The following is a 21,108-nucleotide window of genomic DNA, read 5'->3' as shown; positions in this document are numbered from 1 at the left end:
GCGCCGTTTCAAGGTTCCGACTGTGGCAGTCAGATTTCCGTATCTTCCGATAGTAGCCGGCGTTTAACTATACGTCTGTCCGGTTAGTGACCTACTACTGGTCACTCATTGCGTCGCTCGCCATATTTCTGCCACGTGCATTTAGTTCGACCTCCGTCCGCACGCGGACCTCGTCGACGGCACCGATCTCCAGGAGGTGTTGATAGGCGTCCTCGACCTCGTCGACGGGGATGCCGACGAACTCGGACATCTCGAACGGCGACACGCCAGAGTACAGCGCCATGAGTACCTGACTCTCCTGTTCGTCAAGTTGCTCGACGCTGGCTTCGTTCTTCTCGACTGCCGTCGAAAACAGCGAGTCCAGCGCGTTCGTATGCGCGTTCGTTCCAGTGAGGTAGGTTTCGACGCTCAGATCGTCTTCGGTGTGTTCGACGGAGACGACCAGGCGAGACTTGTCGCGGACCGTCTTCTCGGTCGTGTCGATGTTGCCGACGTTGTCCACGTCGATTGAGAGGCGGCCGTCCGAGAGCGCCATCTTGATCGTGTCGTCGACGTACCGGAACTGCGCTTTCTCCCAGTCGGCCTCCTGAACGACGCCGCCTTTCACCGCCGGGTGTTTCACCAGGATGACTTCGTCGTGGAGGATCGCCCGACAGACCTCGACGTCCAGCGTGCCGTCGGGAACCGAGAGGAAGATGACGTTCCCACCGACCGACACCGCCGTGATGTCGGCCATGTACTCGGTGGCGTCGATGTCCGGTGGGTCCTCTTCGATCTCGACTTTGGCAATCGGCACCGTCTGTTTGTTTCCGCTCGTTGCCAGGACGAGCCGCTTGTTCGTCAACACGAGCCGGCAGGACCGCCACGACGCCCCGTCGTTGACCTGTCCGTCCTTGACGGCGTACAGATAATCCCCCTGCGTGTCCAGCAGTTTCTGTTCACCGTCGCTCATACGTACTGGCGAACACCCCGACGGACAGTAGGCAGTTCGTTCATGTGAGCAGGGTCGCGCGGGACGACGGGAGCACTCTCGCGACGTTAGTCGTCTCCATCTACCAGTTCGATAAGATAAATGTTGCCGGAACGTTTTCAGTTTCGATACGAACGTCGCAGCCGACGCCCGCTGGCGTCACTGACGCCGTCGTCGACGCAACGGTTCGGGAAACGGCGTTCGGACCTACAACACCAGGAGCGCGCCCCCGACGACTGCCAGCGAGCCGAACCCGATGCAGATGCCCCAGAACGCGACGCGACGAGCGAGCGCGACCAGCGCGCCGACGGTCAGATACCCGACGACGCCGCTGACGGCGAGCGCGACGACCGCAGCCCCAGGCGAGATGCCCGCAACGCCCGTGTCGAGGACAGCCAACACGCCGGCACCGAGCGCCGCCGGAATCGAGAGCAGGAAGGAGAGTCGCAGGGAGTCGACGCCCTCGTAGCCCCGCAGGAGCAGCGCGCTGACCGTCGTTCCCGACCGAGAGACGCCGGGAAGGATCGCCAGCCCCTGGAGCCCGCCGACGAGCACCGCGTCGAACAGCGTCGGTCGCTCTTTGTCGGGGCCACCACCGCGAGACTCGGCCACGCGCTGGACGAGGCCAGTCACGATCAACAGCCCGCCGATGAGCGCGACGAACGCACCGCCGGTCAGGTCCGACACCAGGTGTTCGAGGAGTTTGTACGCGGAGATCGCCACGACGCCGGAGACCGCGGTCCCGACGCCCAGAAACGCCAGGTCAGCCGTCGGCCGCTCGAACGCCGACCGGGGTCGCAGTCCCGGGAGCGTTCGGAGCACGTCGACGATCTCGTCCCGGTAGAAGACCGTCGCGGCCATCGCGGTGCCGGCGTGGAGAAAGAGCGCGTAGCTGACGGCCGCGTCCGGCGTCGCGTCCGCGACGATCGTCAGCGTCAGCGCGATGGTCCCCTCGCTGGAGACCGGCAACCACTCCAGGGCACCCTGCACGACGCCGACGAGCACGGCGACCAACCACTCGTCCATACCGGGCGAGCACACCGGAGAGAGAAAGGCGATTCGGTTAGCGAACGCAGGTCGTCAGTCGGCGGTCGCGCCGGCCTCGCGCTCGTCCATGTCGACGAGTTCGTGGACCGGCGGGACCTCGGCGTCGGCGTCGGTGATGATGTCGATACGGCGCGTCAGTTTGTCGCGCGCGTACGTGACCAGCGGCGTCGGGTCGATCGCGTCGCCGAAGTCGCTGACCGTCCCGGCGACGTGGGGCATCAGGTCCTGCAGCGTGTCCTGGACGACCTGCTCGTCGACCTCGCCGCGCTGGACCGCGTTGCGAACCTTGTGCATCCCGAAGCCGACGTGGCGACCCTCGTCGCTGCGGATCTTGGTGATCCCGTTGACGATGCCGTCGAGGTCGGGCCACTCGCGCAGCGCCACCTCGTCGGATCCCCCGTCGGAGAACGCCGACTGGAAGCCGTAGTAGCCGGTCTGCGCCAGCACGGATTCGACCGTCAGGTGGTAGTGGCAGTAGGCGGTCACGCGGTTCTCGGGCGTGTCCTCGGTCAGGAGCCGTTCCATCGCGGCCTCGGTCTTGTCGAACAGCGCGACGTAGTCGTCGTTGAAGTAGTGCTGAGCCGTCGGGTTGGTCTGCTCGTACCCCAGTTCCTCGGCGACGGGGTCGACGACCTGGCGCCAGTACCGGTCGAAAAACTGGGTGTGCTTTGCTTCCTCGTAGATCTGACTGGAGAGGAACATCTGATCGTTGATGTCCTCAAAGACCAGGGCCAGCGGCATCAGGTCCTCCGTCACCGCCTCCTCACCCGCCCCGAACCGCGAGACGGCCGTCCGGAACTCCTCGAACTCCGCCTCGGTCGGTTCGTATTCGAGGAACTTCTCCTTGTCTTCGGCGAGCCCCTCGATCTCGTAGGGGTCCCAGTGACGGTACACGGCGTTCTCGAAGTAGCCCTGTGCGAACGAGTCCGGATCGAGCCGCATGTCGCGGCTGGCGTCCTCTACCTGTGTCATCGTACACCACGACCAACGCCGGAAACGGCCCTATCCGTGCTGCAAACGTATGTTGGGGCCTTTATCCCGCACTCCCACACCGCGTATTCGACGGTGAAAATCCCGGTTTTCGGGCGAGATAGCGGAAAATTGAACGAACCCCGAAAGACAAGAGGGGGTAGTCCGTCTTGATTGACATGCGCTGCGCAGAGTTGGCGCTGCGGCCAGGGCGGGAGGGGTTTCATCCGGCCGACAGGGCGCTCCTCGACGCCGCCGAGGTCGAGCGAGTCGCCATCCACCACATCAACCAGCTCGACGACGGGACCATCGTCTTCCTCTACCAGTTGCAGGGCGACCTCGACCGAGCGCGGGAGATCATGGGGAACCACGCCGACGTGCTCACGCACAGCATCTCGGGCGACGGCCAGGACCTCATCGCGTACATCCACTTCCAGCCCAACGAGACGGTCGACACCCTGTTCCGACTCCCACAGGAGTACAGCCTCGTCGTCGACACGCCCATCGAGTGCCTGAAAGACGGCGGGATCCGCGTCAGGTCGATCGGTGAACAGGCGACCATCACCCGATCGATCGACCTCATTCCCGACAGCATCGACGTGGAACTGGAGACGATGGGCGAGTACCACCCCGACGACCGACAGCTGTTCTCGAGGCTGACCGACCGCCAGCGCGAGATTCTCGTCACTGCGATCGACGCCGGCTACTACGACGTGCCGCGGAACGCGACCTACGAGGACGTCGCCGCCGAACTGGATCTCGCCCCGGTCACCGTCGGCGAACACCTCCGCAAGATCGAATCGCGAATTCTGAAAGAGATCGTTCCAGGATGAGATCTCGGTCGTTCAAGTTCGATCCAGTATTCAGGGATTCACCACTGGCCAGCTACGAGTTCCGGTCGATCCAGTTACAAAAGTCCTCGAAGTCCCGTGCACCTGCGCTCTCGGCGATGTTCCGGAGGGTCCCCACTCGGAGTTCGTCGTGCAGCGGAACCGTCACCTGCCGACGATCGTCTTCGTTCGTCGGGTGTTCGTAGTACAGTTGCGCGTGGTCACCGGCCGTGCGTCGCCACTCGAACCCACCGACGTTGACCAGCACCTTCACGACCTCCATGCCAGAGAACGGTCGACGGCCCATCGACTAGTTGAGGACGTCTGGCGGCGCTCCGTCGTCAGTCGTATTGTCCTCGGGGTCGATGCCTAGCTCGCGCAGTTCTTCGTCAGTGGGTTCACGCCCGATCTCGCCCTCGTGAAGGGCCACGGCCTCGTCGAGGTTATCGAGCGCGGCCGCTCGGGATTCACCTTGGCTCGTAACACCCGTTTCGACGTCCTTCGCGACCCACCAGTCGTCCTCGCGCCACAGTCGGATCTCCTCTTCGTGTGGCTCCCCGTTCCGCGTCGAACTGGCCATCTCAGTTCTAGTTGCAGGATGACCAGTATAAGCGTTCGGCTCGAACAGAATCGCTCAGCGGAGTTGGGTGCCGGTACACTGTGAAGACCACCGAGCACATGATGTCAACGCACACCTCTACAAAGACCGCTACCGACCTCACCCCATCTTCGGCAGGCCGCCGAAGTTCATCGTCACCGACTTCGTCTGCTGGTAGTCCTCGAGCGTCTCCTCGGAGAGTTCCCGCCCCATCCCGGACTGCTTGTAGCCGCCGTAGGGGCTCGGCTCGAACATGTCGTTCCAGGTGTTGATCCAGACAGTGCCGGCTTCGAGGTCGTCGGCGGATTTCTTGGCGTTGTCCAGGTCGGTCGTCCAGACGCCCGACGCGAGTCCGTAGATCGTGTCGTTGGCCTGGGCCATCATCTCGTCGTAGTCCGACCACTCGATGACAGACAGGACGGGGCCGAACACTTCCTCGCAGGCGACGGTGTCGTCGTTCTCCACGTCGGTGAGGATCGTCGGCTTCAGATAGGGGGCACCCTGCAGCTCCTCGTCGTCGGGCTGTTCGCCGCCGTAGGCCAGCGTCGCCCCTTCCTCGACCGCGGTGTCGACGTACGACTGGACCTCTTCGAGGTGGTCGTGGTCGACGAGCGGGCCGACGTCCGTCAGCGGGGACAGGGGATCGCCGATGGTGAGGTCGTCCGTCGCCTCGATGAATTTCTCCATGAACTCCGCTTTGACGTCCTCGTGGAGGAACAGGCGCGAGCCCATCGTACACTGCTGACCGACGTTGAACCAGGAGGCGATGATGGTGCCCTGGACGGCCTTCTCGACGTCGGCGTCGGGGAAGACGATGTTCGGGGACTTCCCGCCGAGTTCGAGCGAGACGGGCTTGATCTGCGTGGCGGCGTTCTCCATGGTGAACTGGCCGGCCCGCGTCGAGCCCGTCAGTCCCACTTTCTTGACGCCCTCGTGCTGGGAGATGGCGTTCCCGACCTCGCTGCCCGAACCGGTGACGACGTTCATCGCGCCGTTGGGCAGCACGTTCTGGATGGTGCGCGCCATCTCCAGGGTCGACAGCGTCGCGCGCGAGGAAGGCTTGTAGACGACGGTGTTGCCCGCTGCGAGAGCGGGGGCGACCTTCCAGCCGACGAACATCGCCGGGAAGTTCCACGCGCTGATGAGGCCGACGACGCCGTAGGGCTCTTTCTGCGTGTAGGTCAACCGGTCGTCGCTGGCCGGCGGCCGACGGCCCTCGTCGGCGGTGCGACAGAGACTGCCGAAGTAGCGGAACTGCTCGATGGCGATCTCCAGGTCGACGAACGCCGAGTGCTGGTTGGCCTTGCCGACTTCGAGGCTGTCGAGGCGCGCGATCTCGGCGCGTCGCTCGTCGAGGCGGTCGGCGATCTCGAACAGCTTCTCCGAGCGCATCTGCGGCGACACCTGATCCCACTTCTCGAAGGCGTCCCAGGCGGCGTCGACGGCCTCGTCGACGTCCTCGGCGGTCCCGTCCTGGAACCGAGCGAGCGTCTCGCCGGTCGTCGCATCGACCGATTCCATCGTCTCGCCGCTCGTCGAATCGACCCAGTCCCCGCCGATCAGGTGCCCGTATTCGTCCTCGTCGATGACGTCCGCCGCGACGTCGGCGTGTTTCTCCGCGATCGAGTCCCCCACGGCCACCCGTGCTTTGTCGAAGTAGTCGCGTTGCATGCGATGTGAGAACCCTTCACCAGAAGCGGAGTTAGGGGTAGTGCCTCAATAACTCGCATTTTTAAATGGCGCGTGCAGCGGAGAAAGAAATCAGCGTCAGTAGCGGTCAGCGACTAGAAGAGGATCACCGGCCAGACGAACTTGAACATCAGCCAGATGAGGCCGGTGAGCACGAGCGTCATCAGGACGTTCAGGACCATCCCGGCGCGCATCATGTGGCGCTGCTTGAGGTGGCCGCTGCCGAAGACGATGGCGTTCGGCGGCGTCGCGACCGGGAGCGCGAACGCGAAGCTGGCGGCGATCGCGCCGCTGACTGCCAGGAAGACGGCCGCGGAGACTTCAGAGAGGCCGAGCGTGGTGGCGAAGATGCCGCCGATCCCGATCAGGATGGGGACGATGATGGTCGACGTCGCCGTGTTCGAGGTCATCTCGGTGAGGAGGACGACCACGAGCACGACCGCGCCGACGACGAGGATGATGGGCGCGCCGGTCAGCGAGCCGAAGATGGTCTCGGCGAGCCACTTCGTCGCGCCGGTCGCCGCGAGCGCGTCGGCCAGCGCGATCCCACCACCGAACAGCAGGATGGTGCCCCAGTCGATGTCGACGATGTCCTCCCAGTCGACGGTGTCGGCCAGCACGAGCGCGGGGATGGCGTACATCCCGACCATGACGTAGTAGAGCAGTCCCTGGTGGCCGGTGACGCCCAGCACCGTCATCCCTTCGGAGGTGCCAAAGAGCGTGTTGAACCACGTGGTGGGGAGGATACCGAGCCGTTCGACGAGCAGGTCGAGCCCGCCCAGCACCCACAGCCCGGCGGTCGTCGCGAAGATGTAGGCGACGCGGCGGCCGCGCGGGGAGAGCGAGCCCTCCTCCTCGAGGTACTTGCGCGCTTCCTGACGTGCGTCGCTGACGTCGTCGATCTCCGGCGGGTAGAGGCGGAAGGTGAGCAGGTACCAGACCAGCGGGAGCGTGACGGCGACGACCGGCAGGCCGATCGCGAGCCAGTCGACGAAGCCGATCTCGTAACCGAGGATCGCGTTGAGTTGGGTCGCGAGCACCGCGTTGGGCGGCGTCCCGATGAGCGTCCCGACGCCACCGACGCTCGCCCCGTAGGCGGTCCCGAGCAGCATCGAGATCTGCATGTTCGAGAACGCCTCCTCGCTGTCTTCCGCTTCCTGTAACTCGTCGCGCCCGATGACCTGCGCGAGGACGCCCAGCGCGATGGGCGTCATCATCGCGGTCGTCGCGGTGTTCGAGACCCACATCGAGAGGAACGCCGTCGCGAGCATCACGGCGAGGATGAGCCGCCGCGGGGACGACCCCATCTTGGTCATGATCCACAGCGCGATCCGGCGGTCGATGTTGTACTTCTGGAGCGCGTTCGCGATCATGAACCCCGCGATGAACAGGAAGATGAGGTGGTCGGCAAAGCCCGTCAACGCCGCGTCCATGTTGTCGTACACGCCGAAGGCAGTCAGTAGCACCGGGATCGACAGCGCAGTCACGGCCAGCGGGATCGCACCTGTCACCCACAGTACCGCAGCGAAGAACATCGTCGCGATCGCGTATTGTCCTTTCGTCGATAGGTTCGCCGGATCAGCGGCGAATGCGATCAGTCCAGCACCGAGCAACGCCATCGCGAAAACGGCTAATTTACCCTTTTCCGAGTCCGTCTGCAGCTGTATCATTGATACACGTATCTCAAAGAACCCCTCTATTTATCATTTGCTTTCTCTGATAGATGCGTTACCACACCGCGCAACGAGTGACCTCAGAAGTGCGTCACGAGCGCTTCGATCTGATCGGCGGAAAGTTCGGCGCTGTACAACTCGAAGAGCGCGTGCCGGCGCGAAGCGGACAGGCCGCGACTCCCGTTTTCTAGCATCGAGATGTGGGCCTGCATCAGATCGTCGACTTCCTTCTCGACGGTCCGCTGTTCGTAGCCAGCGGCCGTACGCAGCAATCGCCAGGCGTCGGGAGAGATCTCGCCGACGTCGATCGCTGCGGACTCCTCTGACGACTCCATCAGTCGACACTAAACGTGAAACGGCGTAAAAACGTTCGCACCTGACGCGCCACCCGAGTCCGCGCCAGTAAGACAGGTGCAACACTCCGATGATTAGCAGTCGTCGTTAACCAAATCAGTTGCTCAGCAAATTTTCGGTAACTCCAACCACCCTCTCGACTGACATAGGTCGTTATTTTCGCTGCTTTGCGATCGTTGTAAACACATAAGTATATATGACACACGTTCACACAAGACACGTATGTCTACTGATAGGGGGCCAGCAGGATCGCCGGGCCTGCTGGGGAAACTCACGTCGAACCTCATGGAACTGCGGCGCTGTCGGCGGCGCGACGGCTGTCGTCGCGACTGCGCGCACGACCGAACGAGCGACGCGCGGCTCCCTTGGGCGACGGAGGGCTACGGCGGGTGGGGCGGGCACGAGCATCACGGAACCGACCCAGGCACAGAGCAGACCCCGGTCGTGTTCGTGCACGGGAACCAGCGCGACGCCTGTGACTGGGACGTCCACGCCGAGTTCTTCCGGAACCGATCGTACGGCGGCGACGACCTCTGGGCGATCACGTTCGGCAGCGGGAGTCCCTCCCACGACGAGATGGCAGACCAACTGGACGCGTTCGTCGCCCGGGTTCGAGAGTACACCGGCGCGTCGTCCGTCGCCGTCGTATCGCACAGTCTCGGCGTCACGGGCACCCGCTACTGGCTCCACCGCGAGGACCGGTACGACTGGGTCGACACGTTCGTCGGCCTCGCCGGTGCGAACCACGGCACGGTGTTGAACTCGATGGCAGTCCGGGCCGGCCTCACCACGGGCACGTACAAGATGAGTCGCTTCCTCCGGAAGGACTACCACCGCCTGTCCGAGCATCCCCTCGCCGACCTCAACGCCGAGGAGACGCCCGGCGACGTGGATTACTACACCCTCCGGGGGACCGACGACCCGCTGTTCTGGAACTGCCTGGACAGCCCCGCGCTGGAGGGCGCGGAGAACGTCGCCATCACGGCCGACCACGACGGCGTCCGGGCGAGTCTCCCCGCTATCGAGCACGTCTTCGAGTGGTGTAGCGGCCAGAAGCCGTACAACTTCAGGGCGCTCCTCGGGTCCGAGAGCGACGACGGGGACGAGCCCGCGCGTCCGTAGTCGCCGAAGCGAAGGGCAAGGGAATTACGGCCGCCCCGCCTTGAGAGGGGTAATGACTGTCCTCGAGACGGCCCGGCGCGCGATCGACACCGGGCCACTCTGTGACGCGTGTCTCGGTCGGCTCGTCGCCGACCGGAGTTTCGGACTGACTAACGTCGAGCGAGGCCACTCGCTCCGGGTGGCGGTCGCCCTCGACGACGACGAGCCGATCGACGACCTCGAACCGGACGGCGAGTGCTGGGTGTGTGAAGGCGAATGCCAGCGCTACGACGAGTGGGCAGACCGCGCCGCCCACGCCGTCAGGGACTACGACTTCGCCACCTACCAGACCGGGACGAAAGTGCCTCCGCTGCTCGAAGAGAACGACGAGTTGCTGCGGGAGGACGTCGGCCTCGAACCCGACGCCGGCGAACTCCTCAAAAGCGAGTTCAACCGCGAAGTCGGCAAGCGTCTCGGTCGCCTCACCGACACCGAGGTCGACTTCGAGCGCCCGGACGTGCTGGTGTTGCTCGACCTGGCCACCGACGAACTCGACGTCCAGGTCAACTCCGCGTTCGTCTACGGCCGCTACCGCAAACTCGAACGGGACATCCCCCAGACGAAGTGGCCCTGCAACGACTGCGGCGGGACCGGCCTCAAGCGCGGCGCGACCTGTGAGGGCTGCGGCGGGTCGGGCTTTCGCTACGACGAGAGCGTCGAGCAACTGTCGGCACCGGTCGTCCTGGATGCCATGGACGGCGAAGAGGCCGTCTTCCACGGCGCCGGCCGCGAGGACGTCGACGCGCTGATGCTCGGCGGCGGCCGCCCGTTCGTCATCGAGGTCAAGGAGCCCCGGACCCGTGACGTCGATCCCGAGGAGCTGGAGGACGAGATCAACGAGTTCGCCGAGGGGAAAGTCGAAGTCGAGGGGTTGCGGCTGGCGACCCACGACATGGTCGAGCGCGTCAAGGAACACGACGCCTCGAAGACCTACCGGATGGCCGTCGAGTTCGACGAGGCCGTCACCGCCGACGAACTGGACGCCGCCCTCGCGGAACTCGACGGCGCGACAATCCATCAGGACACGCCCCAGCGGGTGTCCCATCGCCGCGCGGACATCACGCGGACCCGCGAGGTGTACGGTATCGACGGCGAGCTGGAAGACGACACGCACGCCACCCTCGAAGTTCACGGGGAGGGCGGCCTCTACGTGAAGGAACTCGTCTCGGGCGACGAGGGGCGCACCGATCCCAGCCTGTCCGGCCTGCTGGGCGTCGGAGCCGTCGTCACCGCACTGGACGTCCTCGACGTCGAAGGCGAGGAGGAGCCGTTCGCGCTCCCCGAGTTCTTCCAGCACGAAGCCGAATCGTAGCGCCGTATTTCTTTCCCGCAACAACGTTTAGGGACCTGAACGACCTCACAGATAGTGAGGAGAGATACCATGTGCCACCATCTTGGAGACGGAGTCATCGACTGGGAGGCCGAGTGGGAAGCCGCCGAAGCCGAAGCCGAAACCGACGAGGCTGAGGGCGCGGACGAGCCACCGGAAGTCGACATCGAAGCGCCACCGATCGGGGAGGTCGAGATCGACGAACCCGAAATCGAGCAGCCGGAACTGGACGACTGACCCGGCCGAGACAGTCGCGAACCCACCGTCTTTATTCCCGTCGCTGGCCGACCAGCCGACAGCATGCAATTCGGCGTCGACGAAGCCGGCAAGGGACCCGTCCTCGGGTCGATGTTCGCCGCGGCGGTGCGTGCCGACCCGGCGGTGCTCCCCGCGGGCATCGACGACTCGAAGAACCTCTCGGTCGCTCGTCGCGAGGAGTTCGCGAGCGCGCTCCGCGCGGACGACCGCGTGACCGTCGGCCTCGCCGAGATTCCGCCGGACCGCATCGACGATCCCGAGACCGACATGAACACGCTCACCGTCGCCGCCCAGGCCGACGCCCTCGACGCGGTCGCGCGAGACGGCGACCGTGGTGCCGTCGACGCCGGCGACACCGACGCCGCCCGGTTCGGCCGACGAGTCGGGGACCACGTCGCTGCCGACCTGGACGTCGTCGCCGAACACGGAGCCGACGAAACGTACGCCCTCGTCGGCGCAGCGAGCATCATCGCGAAGGTCGCTCGCGACGCGCACGTCGAAAACCTGGCCGCCCGGCACGACAGCTACGACGACGTGGGGAGCGGCTACCCGAGCGATCCGGCCACCCGCGAGTTCCTCCGTGCGTACGTCAGCGACCACGGTGAGCTCCCGTCCTGTGCCCGGGCGTCCTGGCAAACCAGCCAGGACGTGCTCGCGGCCGCCGCACAGACGGGTCTCGACGAGTTCTGAGCAGCAGGAAAAGTGCCTGGAAGTGGGGAAATGTGGCGTTTGGGGGGAAACGCCACGTGGTGTGGGGGGGTGGGGCCAGGATCGCTGGGGGCGTCTGGCCGCGCCTGAACGTACGACACCCAGCTACACAAAAGGCAGGGAGCGTTTTCTCGTTTTGAAAACACCTGCGAACGCAGCGGACGAATCGCGAGAAACCCGTTCGGAATCGGACGACTGCAGCGTCGTCGGTTACTCCTCGTACTCGTCGAGCATGAGGTTCCGGAGGATGTCACCGTAGGCCGGCCGCGTGACCAGCACGCCGATGAGGACGCCGACGATGGTGACGATGGCGAACCCGGTCAGGTCACCCAGCGACAGCACCGTCAGCGGGCTCATGGCGATGATGGTCGTCGCCGCGGCGGCGCCGATGACCCAGAACGCCTTCTTGAAGCGGTTCTGGAACACCCTGCCGGTGGCGACGTCACCCTCCTGTAAGATCTCGTCGGCGATGATGATGAGGTCGTCCACCCCCGTCCCGATGACGGCGATGAACCCGGCGATGTGCGAGAGATCGAGCGCCAGGCCGACCGTCGACGCGAAGCCGAGCAGCAGGAACACCTCGGCGGCCGCCGTCCCCAGCATCGGCACCGCGACCCGCGGACTGCCGTAGCGGAGGAAGACGACGAAGCTCACCGCGAGCCAGGCGACCAGGCCCGCGATCACCGAGAACACCTTGAACTCCTGGGCGAGGCTCGGCTGCAGGTAGTAGGTCGTCCCATCGTCGATGGCCAGTTCCGTCGGCAGCGCACCGGCCTTGAGGTTGACCGAGAGCTGCTGTGCCTCGGTCATGTTCGTCGCGGTGATGACGAACGACGGGTCCTTCACGAAGTCGCCGGATTCCATGGACCCCGCGAGCCCACGGCTCATCTGCGCCGCGTAGACGGCTCTGCCGTCCTGAACGGTGTACAGACAGTAGCCGGAGGCGTTCTGCGGGTCCTGGAGCGCAGTCCGTGTCGGACAGTTCGCGATGCCGTCCTGACTCGTGAAGCCGAACCGCTGCATCGCGTTGGAGTAGTTCCGCGCGGCCTCGTCGGTCAGCGCGACGGAGACGTACGGATTAGGCTGTGCCTGGTTCGGGGGCTGTGCCGACCCGATGTTGACGAAGTCCTCGTTGGTCAGCAGCGTCACCTGGCGGTGGCTCCCGTTGTCGGCCGGGAAGTGCGCCACCATCTCGACTTGCCCGCGGTCCGCGATGAGGTTCAACACCTCGGTCCGGTTCGCGTTGGGCACTTCGACGACGACGAAGTGTTGCCCGGTTCCGGACGTGGTCAACCGCGCACCGCCGCCGGTCAGTCCGGCCTGGTTTACCTTCTCGTCGAGGATCGCGACCGCGTCTTCACGAGTCTGTTGCGTGACGCCCGAACGGACGTCGTCGTCGGCCACGTCGAACCCGTTGTCGTTGAGCGCAGTGACGAACGCCTGTTCGGTGACGTTGTCGGAGTACACCTCCACCGCGCGTTCGCGCGCCCTGAAGGTCACGTCGCTCTCCGAAACGTTCAGCGCATTCGCGAGCGCCGCGCGCTTCTGGTTCTCGTTCTCGACGGTCTGACTGATGTTGACGTTCTCGGCAGTCATCCCGACCAGCGGCGCGCGGATACTCGTCCCGCCGGACAGTTCCAAGCCGTACTGCAATCCAGTGGCGCCGTCACCGCCGCTGACGGCCGGTGCGAGCAACGCGACCCCGCTGGCGACGACGAACACGACCAGCAGGACGACGCGCCAGTTCTCGCGCAGGTTCATTGCTTGACCCCCTCGTACTTGTACCAGCGAAGCAGGCTGAGATTGAGCATGTACGTGTTCATCAGGTCAGCCGAGAGGCCGAAGACCAGGACGATCCCGATTTCGGGCAACAGCGGGATGCCCATCAGGTACGCCGCGATGGTCATCACGGCCATCGCCGAAATCGAAGTCAGCGTCATCGTCACACCCGTTCGCATCGCGCGGTAGGTCGACTCATAGAAGCCCCCGCGCCGACGGAGAATGTGGTTGTTGAGCAGCACGTCCGAGTCCACGCTGTAACCGATGAGCATCAGGAGCGCGGCGACGGTCCCCAGCGAGAGCTTGATGCCGAAGACGTTCATCAGCGCGATCGGAATCACGATGTCGGAGAACGCCGAGATCACGACGGCGATCGACGGGACGAACGTCCGGAACAGGATGAAAATGACGAGACTCATCCCGACGAACGCGACGGCGATGCCCATCAACGCCAACTGGACGGAGTCGGCCCCGAAGCTCGCGGCCGTCTCACTCATCGAGATCTGTTCGTACCCGGCCGAACTGATCGCGCTCTGGATCTGCTCGGTGTTGGTCGACTGGGTCGTCACGATGTACCGGTCGCTCCCGCGAACCGGCTGGACCGAATCGACCTGGAAACCGAGATTGCTCTCGATTGCCGACGGCGAGTCGGTCGCGACGATCTGTACCTCTGTGCCTCCGGTGAACGCGATTCCCAAATCAACCGGAGAGCCGGGACTCGCTGGTTGGCCAGTGACGAACAGCGACCAACCGACGAGGATCAACAACGACACGCCCAGCACGGCGAGCGGAATCGCCGCCAGCTGGCGGTTCGTGTACTTCGTGTAGTCGATCTCGGGTAAGCGGTCCGGCAGGTCTCTCACGCTCATCCGGACCACCCCCTGCGCCCGGCTGCCGGTACCTCGAACTCCACCATACGCCGTGGATTGCAACAGCCCCGAATAAGCCTTCTTATCTCGGTGTCACTCGCGCGCGACCGTCCGAGACGTAGCTGACTCTCGCCTCGATACCAGTCCGACGGGATCAGACAACTGAGCCGCACTGTCTGGCAGCGACGTCACCCGGCAGCCGTCGCGGGATTTCCGCGAGGTCAGTGCACGAGACGGCAGTTCCCCGGGCACGTCACACCCGCGACCAAGGGCTTTCTCCCTCGAATCCGTAGGGGACGTATGGTATCCGAACGAGACACCCACGAGGCAGGCGAGGAGACGGAAACAGTCGCTCGTCGGGTCACCGTCTCCTACCCCGCCGACCTCTCGGCGTGGGGCAGAGACCAGGTAGCGACGCCTCATTTCAAAGCGTATCTCCGGAAAACCCACGACACCGCCGAATCCGGCGACACCTGGCCGGAGTTCGTCGGCGTCGGCTGCTGTGGCAACAGCCTGGACGTCCCGCTCCAGATCGAACGAGTCGAGGGAGGCTCGCGCGTGACGAACGAAACGAGCATCGAGTACGAGGTTCGAGAAGCCTGCGACGTCCAGGGCGGCTGGCGCGTTCAGAGCGCCGGCGGCCCGACCCAGTAACTAGTTCGCGTCGACCGGCGACTGGTCAGCAGCCCCCGTCGGGGCCACAGGCTGGCGACGCGGGATCGTGATGGTGACGACGCTGCCGCGCGGCCCGTCGTCGGGGTCCGAGGACCCGTCACCGGCATCCGCCTCCCCCGCCCGGTCGGTGAACTCGATTTCGCCGCCGAGCATCGACACGCCCCAGTTGACCAGCCAGAGCCCCAGTCCGCTCCCGTGTTCCAGCGGCGTCTCCGTCCCTTTGATCAGCACCTCGCGTTCCTGGTCCGGGATGCCCGGCCCGTTGTCGGCGACCGTGATCTCGATCTCCTGGGCGGTCGGGAACTCCTCGACGGCCACCTCGATCCAGGGGTCCGGATGGTCGTTGTGGACGGCGGCGTTCTCCAGGACGTTGTGAAGTACCGATTCCAGAATCCCCGTCGAGCGGATCTCGAGCGAGTCGGGGACCGCCGTCTCGACGTCGATCTCGGGGTACTCGTGGCGAATGGTGTCGACCTGGCGTTTGACCAGCGGCGACAGGTCGATCGGTTGCGGGTCGTTGTGGCGTCGCGACATGATGCGCTCGACTTCGCGGGCTTTCGTCCCCGTCTCGGCCAGGTCCCGGGCGACCATCCGAATGCGATCCGCCAGTTCGGCGTTTTCCCCGTGTAGCTGATCGCTCAGCTGCGTGGCACAGACGTCGATGACGTTCATGTCGTTCCGGAAGTTGTGCCGCAACACGCGGTTCAACACCTGGAGTTGCTGGCGGCGGTTCGTCCGGTCGGTGATGTCCCGAACCACTAGGACGCGGCCGACGGTGCGGTCGTGCTGGTCGCGCAGCACCGAGCTTTTGATCTCGTACTCCAGCGGCCCCGGTGCCGACCAGACGACGGTGGTCCCGCTCTCGGGGACCTCGAACGTCGGGTCCCGGAGGATCTCCTGAACCGGCTGACCGATGACGTCGGCCGCCTCGCAGTCGAACTGTTCCTCGGCGATGGGGTTGACGTCGATGACGACGTCGCCGTCGTCGAGCACGACCACCCCGTCACGCATGTTCCGGACGACGGCGGTGCGGCCGATGCGACGCGTCGCCGGGATGCGATCCAGCAGCTCCGACTTGTACAGCGCGTAGCCGAACGTCACGCCGCTGACCGTGAAAGCGAACGGCGTCAGATCCAGACCCGGGACGGGGGCCTGCCCGGCGATCGAGACGAGGTTCGCCACCAGCGGGACGAGCGCCCCGACGAGCAGGGCGAGCGCCTGATCGGCAAACAGGTGGTCAGCCGTGAACACGAGCCTGAGCAACAGGACGACGCCGGCGAGCACCAGCGTGTACGCGTAGAGGAGATGGACCCAGAACGCCATCCCGTAGGACTGTTCGACGAGCAGCAACCCGCCAGCGGTGACGACATCAGTGTCCGTCCAGACCAGGTGATGCCACGGGTTCGTGACGGCGAGCGTGGCAGTGACTGCCGGAAGGACCGACAACGCGCCAACGGTGCCGCGCGTGACCTCGTCGCCGTGGCCCGTGTACTGCAGCGCGAAGACGAACCACGCGACGGGCGTGCCGACCGACAGCACCAACACCCACCGATGGATCTGGAGCCGAAACAGCCGGTCGTGGAGCGAGAGCGCGATGGCGTACCAACCGATCCAGAGCGCGACCACGACGAGAAGGACAGTCAGCGCTGTCGTGCCCGGTTCGGGCCGTCGTCGCCACGTCACGACGGCGAACCCGAGCGCAACTGCCACCGAGACGGCGAGCGCCAGGATGTACGGTGAAACAAACACGCGACTTGCTACTTCCCCCTACGCCCCCGCGGACGTAACAGTCGCTTACGCCCCTATCTCATTAAGAATACAGCCGGTAGCTTCCGGTTATATTTAAGTACACGAACAGGGGGAAGCGCCGACCTGGAGAGACAGCGTCTCAGGGCAGGTATCGCACGCTGACGACGCCGTCTGCGGCCCGCACCTCGACGTGCGCGACGTCGAGCCGCGCCGCCCGAGCGCGCGTCTCCTCGTCCTCGACGATTTCCTCGGCCGCGTCGGCCGTCTGGTCGGCTGGTACGGTGAGCACGTGGACTTCGCCCTCGCCAGCCCGCTCCCGGGTCGTGAGATCGCCGACCTGCTGGTCGGCCGCCAGGTCGCGCGCCTGTTGGGTCGGCGGTTCCTCGCTGTGTTCGACCGGGATCGTCCGTCGACGGCTCTCCTCCGCGATCCGCCAGGTGACCTCCATCGGCGGTTCCGGTTCGAGCGTCGCGTCCAGGACCTCACCGACGGCGAAGTCGTCGCACTCAGCGAGCGTGTGGACCTGCCCGTCGGCCACGTCCTGGACCACGGCGGACTCCTCGTCGACGTGCGTCACGAGAAACGTCCCGTCTTTCATTGCCACCCGGTAGGGACTGGTGCTTTTTCCCGGTTTCGTCACCGATCCGCCCTCACGTCAGGCGCCGGTGCACGAGATACAGGACGAGCCCGGCGAGCGTCGGCGGCACCAGTCCGTAGATCCCCGGCAGGTCGTAGAACAACTGGACGACCGCGTTCGACGTCGGCTCCTGCTGTTCCGGCGGGATCGAGAGAAGCAACGCCAGATACAGCGAGAGAACGAACACGTACCCCGCAAGCCCGAGCGCGGCGTCGTAGCGTGGCGTCGACCCGGTCCGGCGGTGTCGGCGCGCGACCGACAGCACCGGTGCGATCAGCGGGAACACGACGACGAACCCCACGAAGATGACGAACGCGCGGGAAAAGGAGAACACGCCGCCCGCGGTCCCGGTCGTGTTGGCGACGATACCGACGAGCGAGAGCGTAAACAGGAACGCGATGAGGCCCGCGAGCAGGCCACCGATGACGCCGTACGTCTTGAACAGCAGCGACTCGCTGGCCCGGATCGCGTACGGGAACGCGCCCAACACGCCGTTGTAGGCGTCCTCGTCGGCTGTGCGTTCCTCGTTCGGTGTCTCGCCGCTCGCCGCCTCCGTCATTGGCTCCCCGTAGCACCCCAGCCCCGTTAAGGAACGCGATTGCCGTTCGCGGGAGCCGGGGTGCCGATCCAACGAGGAAGTGTTTTCTCCAGGCGGTGACCAGGGTCGGGTATGAGAGTCGACATCGGTAACGCACTGGCGAGCGTCGCTTCCCCCGGCGTCTCCCGGGACGCGCTCGATCAGCTCGACGAAACCGTCGCCCGCGCCCACGAGCGCATCGAACGGGGCCGGGCCGACGACGAGTTCGGCTACGCCTCGCTGAACCTCCCCGAGCGAACCGACGCCGCGGCCATCGAGGACGCCGTCGAACCGCTCACGGACGCCGAGGCCATCCTCACCGTCGGCATCGGCGGCAGCGCCCTGGGCGCAGCGACTGTCTCGCAGGCGCTCGGCGGCCTCTCTGCCGACGGCGAGAACGCAGACGCAGCCCCGCTGTACGTGCTGGACAACGTCGATCCCGCACGGGTTCGCGAGATCCTGGCCGAAGTGCCGCTCGACCGGACAGCCGTCAACGTCGTCTCGCGCTCCGGGACGACCGCCGAGACGCTGTCGAACTTTCTGGTCGTCCGCGAGGCGATGGAAGCGGCGGGCGTCGACTGGACCGAGCGGACCGTCGTCACGACCGGCGAGGAGGGCCCGCTGCGCGAACTGGCCGACCGCCACGACATGCCCGCGCTGGACGTTCCCGAGGGCGTCCCCGGTCGCTTCTCGGCGCTCTCGGCCGTCGGGCTCGTCCCCGCTGCCATCCAGGGCCACGATATCGAGGGACTCATCGAGGGCGGTCGCGCCGGCGCCGACTCGCTCGCGGGATCGCTGTTCGAGTCGCCCGCCTACGCGTACGGGGCCGTGAGCTACGCGCTGGATCAGCGCGGCGCGTCGATCACCGCGATGATGCCCTACGAGGAGCGCCTGGAGTACTTCGCCGAGTGGTTCGCCCAACTGTGGGCCGAGAGCCTGGGGAAAGACGGGCTCGGTCAGACGCCCGCGCGGGCGCTCGGTGCGACGGACCAGCACTCCCAGCTCCAGCTCTACCGCGCGGGCCCCCGAGACAAGATGGTCACGCTGGTGCGCGCTCGCGAGCGCGCCGACCGGGAGATCCCCGAGACGGACATCGACGGACTCGCCTATCTGGGCGGGTCGTCGCTGGGCGAACTCCTGGACGCCGAGTTCGAGGCGACGGAGGCGAGCCTCGCGGCCGCCGGCCGGCCGAACGTCCGGATCGAACTCGACCGACTCGACGCCGAGAGCGTGGGCGAACTCCTCTACGGCATGGAGGCAGCCTGCATCCTCGCCGGCGAGCTGTACGACATCGAGACGTTCAACCAGCCGGCAGTCGAGTGGGGCAAGCGCGCCGCCCGCGGCCTGCTCGGTGGCGGCGACTTCGAGGAGGCCGACGCCGTCGCCGAGAAGACGGAACTGCTCGTCAAATAGTACCTTTTTTAACGGGGGGATCGCGCTCGCCAGAGGCGAGCGCTCAACCCCCGTCAAAAAATCTACGCTAAAAAAGGCCGCGAGTCGCGCCTACGGCGCGCTCGCGGAGAACCGCGTTCACTTCGTTCACGCGGATGCTGGTGCTCAGTACAGACAATAGTCTTATCAGCGTTTGCGTCAACAATAAATCATGAAGCGAGAGGAGCGGGCTATTTTTGTCGGTGTAATCGGACTTCTCGGAACTGTGATATTCAGTGGGCTGACTGTCTATCCACTTCAGTATAGTCTGTGGGAAGGTGCATTGTTGGCAGGTGGCTTTGTTCTCTTTACGTTGATTGTGTTGGACACGAGATTTTGAGCAGGGAGCGGCTATCCATCGAATACCCGATACGCACACAGTGAACAAGCATCCGCCGAGCGAGCGCAGCGAGCGAGGGGGTTCACTCCGCGCGAATGTAATGAGCGCGGAGCAGTTTTTAGTCCAGGTTTTTGCTTCGGGGGGTGCCCGCAGCGAAGCGAGGACACCCCCGCAGTAAAAAAGTGGGGTCGGAAACGTAGTCACTAAACCGCCAGAGGTCCAGGCACGTAGCAATGGCAACAGCACACGCAGCCGAGGACGGCGCGCCCGCGACCGGCGCCGCGCCGACGCTCGGCCTGGTCCTCGCGGGCCTCGCGCTGGTCGCCTCCTTCCTGCCCTGGACCGGCCAGCCGTCACTCGTTTCCGTCCCCGGAATCGACGGGAGCGCCCTCGCTGCCACCCTCGCGCTCGGGGCAACAGTCACGTTCTCCCTCCGCCGACACGGCACGCTCAACCGACCGCTCGGCAGCACCATGGCCGGCCTGCTCTCGTTCGGGGTCGCCGTCGTCGCACTCGCACGGCTCGTCACGCCTGCGCTGGGCGAGGGAACGACACCCACGCTCGGCCTCGGCCTGCCCATCGCCGGAGTTGCAGGGTTGTTCGCTGCGGTCGTCGCGGTCGCGGACTTCCGTGCGATCACGGACGACCTGCTGTGGACGCAGGTTCGCGCCGTCGCGATTGCGATCGTCATCGGCTTCGCCGGCTTCCTGGTGAGCACGGTCGTCGCCTACTCCTTTGCGATCGTGCCGATGGCGCTCGTCTCCTCGTTCGGGACGAGTCAGATGTACCCGATCGTCACCGCCGGGTCCGGGATCGGTCTGGGGCTGTTCACGCTGGGGTACCTGCGCTATCGCGACCTCGGCCTCGACTACATCGACGTCAAACGGCCCGACCTGCGCGACGTCGGTTACAGTCTCGGCGGTCTGCTCGTCATCTTCCTCGGGGCCGGGCTGGTCTCGTACACGTTCACGCAACTCGGTCTCCCGACCGCGGACAGCAGCATCCAGCGGCTCGCAGAGCAGGTTCCCGAGCCGGCGTTTCTCCTGCCGCTGGTGCCGCTGTCCTGGCTCGCCATCGGTCCCGGCGAGGAACTCGTCTACCGCAACGTCCTCCAGAAGTACCTCTACGAGTCGTTCTCGCGGCGGACGGCCGTCTTCGTCGCCAGCGTCACCTTCGCCGCGATCCACTTCCAGCAGTACGCCGATCCCAATCCCATCGCGATGCTCTCGACGCTGTTTATCGTGTTCGTGCTCTCGCTCGTCCTGGGCTACAGCTACTACAAGTCCGAGAACATCCTCGTCCCCATCTTCATCCACGGGACCTTCAACGCCATCCAGTTCTACGCACTCTACGTCGAGTTGACTGGCACCATGCCCGGTCTCTAGGGCCGCGACCTTCTTTCAGGGACGGACACGAAATTGTACCGTCGAAGGCAACAACCCAGCGCGTCTGCCGCGCGATGAG

At 65.3% G+C, this 21,108-nt stretch carries 21 protein-coding genes; 8 read left to right on the top strand and 13 right to left on the bottom strand.

Annotated features, from left to right (window positions below; all coding sequences use genetic code 11):
* Nucleotides 1-94: 94 nt before the first annotated feature.
* The 3 genes from MU553_RS06420 to MU553_RS06410 all read right to left on the bottom strand — a co-directional run bounded on the left by MU553_RS06420 (nucleotide 95) and on the right by MU553_RS06410 (nucleotide 2,989).
* Nucleotides 95-952 (bottom strand): CheF family chemotaxis protein, encoded by an 858-nt coding sequence (locus MU553_RS06420; protein WP_247376888.1) that lies wholly within the window; start codon nucleotides 950-952, stop codon nucleotides 95-97.
* A 225-nt stretch (nucleotides 953-1,177) separates the two neighbouring features.
* Nucleotides 1,178-1,996, bottom strand: a complete 819-nt coding sequence (locus tag MU553_RS06415) for an undecaprenyl-diphosphate phosphatase (protein WP_247376886.1) — start codon at nucleotides 1,994-1,996, stop codon at nucleotides 1,178-1,180.
* A 54-nt stretch (nucleotides 1,997-2,050) separates the two neighbouring features.
* Complete coding sequence (locus MU553_RS06410) at nucleotides 2,051-2,989, bottom strand: ferritin family protein (protein ID WP_247376884.1); 939 nt, start codon at nucleotides 2,987-2,989, stop codon at nucleotides 2,051-2,053.
* 176 nt (nucleotides 2,990-3,165) lie between these two features.
* Here MU553_RS06410 and MU553_RS06405 point away from each other — a divergent pair, with 176 nt between their 5' ends.
* A complete protein-coding gene (locus MU553_RS06405) occupies nucleotides 3,166-3,819 on the top strand; it encodes a helix-turn-helix domain-containing protein (protein WP_247376881.1) in 654 nt (217 codons plus the stop codon).
* A gap of 52 nt (nucleotides 3,820-3,871) precedes the next feature.
* Here MU553_RS06405 and MU553_RS06400 read toward each other — a convergent pair whose 3' ends face one another.
* The 5 genes from MU553_RS06400 to MU553_RS06380 all read right to left on the bottom strand — a co-directional run bounded on the left by MU553_RS06400 (nucleotide 3,872) and on the right by MU553_RS06380 (nucleotide 8,111).
* Entirely contained in the window at nucleotides 3,872-4,123 is a 252-nt protein-coding gene (locus MU553_RS06400; RefSeq protein ID WP_247376879.1) for a type II toxin-antitoxin system HicA family toxin, read from the bottom strand.
* A gap of 3 nt (nucleotides 4,124-4,126) precedes the next feature.
* Nucleotides 4,127-4,396, bottom strand: coding sequence for a type II toxin-antitoxin system HicB family antitoxin (locus tag MU553_RS06395; protein ID WP_247376878.1), 270 nt, complete (start codon nucleotides 4,394-4,396; stop codon nucleotides 4,127-4,129).
* Nucleotides 4,397-4,534: 138 nt separating this feature from the next.
* The gene (locus tag MU553_RS06390) at nucleotides 4,535-6,085 is read right to left on the bottom strand and encodes an aldehyde dehydrogenase family protein (protein WP_247376875.1); all 1,551 of its coding nucleotides are present in this window, start codon (nucleotides 6,083-6,085) and stop codon (nucleotides 4,535-4,537) included.
* Nucleotides 6,086-6,198: 113 nt separating this feature from the next.
* Nucleotides 6,199-7,773 carry an SLC13 family permease gene (locus MU553_RS06385; protein WP_247376873.1) on the bottom strand — a complete coding sequence of 525 codons (1,575 nt, stop codon included), beginning with the start codon at nucleotides 7,771-7,773 and terminating at the stop codon, nucleotides 6,199-6,201.
* Nucleotides 7,774-7,856: 83 nt separating this feature from the next.
* Nucleotides 7,857-8,111, bottom strand: a complete 255-nt coding sequence (locus MU553_RS06380) for a hypothetical protein (protein WP_247376871.1) — start codon at nucleotides 8,109-8,111, stop codon at nucleotides 7,857-7,859.
* Between the two features lie 241 nt (nucleotides 8,112-8,352).
* On the opposite strand from MU553_RS06380, the gene MU553_RS06375 reads away from it, so the two are divergent.
* The 4 genes from MU553_RS06375 (at nucleotide 8,353) to rnhB (ending at nucleotide 11,569) form a co-directional block, all read left to right on the top strand.
* A complete protein-coding gene (locus tag MU553_RS06375; RefSeq protein WP_247376869.1) occupies nucleotides 8,353-9,252 on the top strand; it encodes an esterase/lipase family protein in 900 nt (299 codons plus the stop codon).
* Between the two features lie 52 nt (nucleotides 9,253-9,304).
* Entirely contained in the window at nucleotides 9,305-10,603 is a 1,299-nt protein-coding gene (locus MU553_RS06370; RefSeq protein WP_247376867.1) for a tRNA pseudouridine(54/55) synthase Pus10, read from the top strand.
* A 69-nt stretch (nucleotides 10,604-10,672) separates the two neighbouring features.
* On the top strand, nucleotides 10,673-10,858 hold the full coding sequence (locus MU553_RS06365; protein ID WP_247376866.1) for a hypothetical protein: 186 nt from the start codon (nucleotides 10,673-10,675) through the stop codon (nucleotides 10,856-10,858).
* A gap of 63 nt (nucleotides 10,859-10,921) precedes the next feature.
* Nucleotides 10,922-11,569: a ribonuclease HII gene (gene rnhB, locus MU553_RS06360; protein ID WP_247376864.1), complete on the top strand. Its 648-nt coding sequence runs from the start codon at nucleotides 10,922-10,924 to the stop codon at nucleotides 11,567-11,569.
* 228 nt (nucleotides 11,570-11,797) lie between these two features.
* On the opposite strand, the gene MU553_RS06355 is transcribed toward rnhB, so the two are convergent.
* Nucleotides 11,798-13,348, bottom strand: a complete 1,551-nt coding sequence (locus MU553_RS06355; protein WP_247376862.1) for a preprotein translocase subunit SecD — start codon at nucleotides 13,346-13,348, stop codon at nucleotides 11,798-11,800.
* The gene (gene secF, locus MU553_RS06350; protein WP_247376860.1) at nucleotides 13,345-14,235 is read right to left on the bottom strand and encodes a protein translocase subunit SecF; all 891 of its coding nucleotides are present in this window, start codon (nucleotides 14,233-14,235) and stop codon (nucleotides 13,345-13,347) included. The genes MU553_RS06355 and secF overlap by 4 nt, the downstream gene beginning before the upstream one ends.
* A gap of 300 nt (nucleotides 14,236-14,535) precedes the next feature.
* Between secF and MU553_RS06345 the strand changes: the two genes are divergently transcribed.
* Nucleotides 14,536-14,889 carry a DUF7968 family protein gene (locus tag MU553_RS06345; RefSeq protein ID WP_247376859.1) on the top strand — a complete coding sequence of 118 codons (354 nt, stop codon included), beginning with the start codon at nucleotides 14,536-14,538 and terminating at the stop codon, nucleotides 14,887-14,889.
* Here MU553_RS06345 and MU553_RS06340 read toward each other — a convergent pair whose 3' ends face one another.
* The 3 genes from MU553_RS06340 to MU553_RS06330 all read right to left on the bottom strand — a co-directional run bounded on the left by MU553_RS06340 (nucleotide 14,890) and on the right by MU553_RS06330 (nucleotide 17,855).
* Nucleotides 14,890-16,659, bottom strand: a complete 1,770-nt coding sequence (locus MU553_RS06340; protein ID WP_247376857.1) for a histidine kinase N-terminal 7TM domain-containing protein — start codon at nucleotides 16,657-16,659, stop codon at nucleotides 14,890-14,892.
* Between the two features lie 139 nt (nucleotides 16,660-16,798).
* The gene (locus MU553_RS06335; protein ID WP_247377559.1) at nucleotides 16,799-17,263 is read right to left on the bottom strand and encodes a DUF5812 family protein; all 465 of its coding nucleotides are present in this window, start codon (nucleotides 17,261-17,263) and stop codon (nucleotides 16,799-16,801) included.
* A gap of 46 nt (nucleotides 17,264-17,309) precedes the next feature.
* Nucleotides 17,310-17,855, bottom strand: coding sequence for a DUF8056 family protein (locus MU553_RS06330; RefSeq protein ID WP_247376854.1), 546 nt, complete (start codon nucleotides 17,853-17,855; stop codon nucleotides 17,310-17,312).
* Between the two features lie 111 nt (nucleotides 17,856-17,966).
* Here MU553_RS06330 and MU553_RS06325 point away from each other — a divergent pair, with 111 nt between their 5' ends.
* Entirely contained in the window at nucleotides 17,967-19,286 is a 1,320-nt protein-coding gene (locus MU553_RS06325; protein ID WP_247376852.1) for a glucose-6-phosphate isomerase, read from the top strand.
* 591 nt (nucleotides 19,287-19,877) lie between these two features.
* The gene (locus MU553_RS06320; RefSeq protein ID WP_247376850.1) at nucleotides 19,878-21,029 is read left to right on the top strand and encodes a CPBP family intramembrane glutamic endopeptidase; all 1,152 of its coding nucleotides are present in this window, start codon (nucleotides 19,878-19,880) and stop codon (nucleotides 21,027-21,029) included.
* Nucleotides 21,030-21,108: the final 79 nt, after the last annotated feature.

The sequence above is a fragment of the Halorientalis brevis genome (assembly GCF_023077655.1).
Note: the sequence above shows the minus strand (reverse complement) of the source record. Positions and strands in the feature narration are given on the sequence as shown.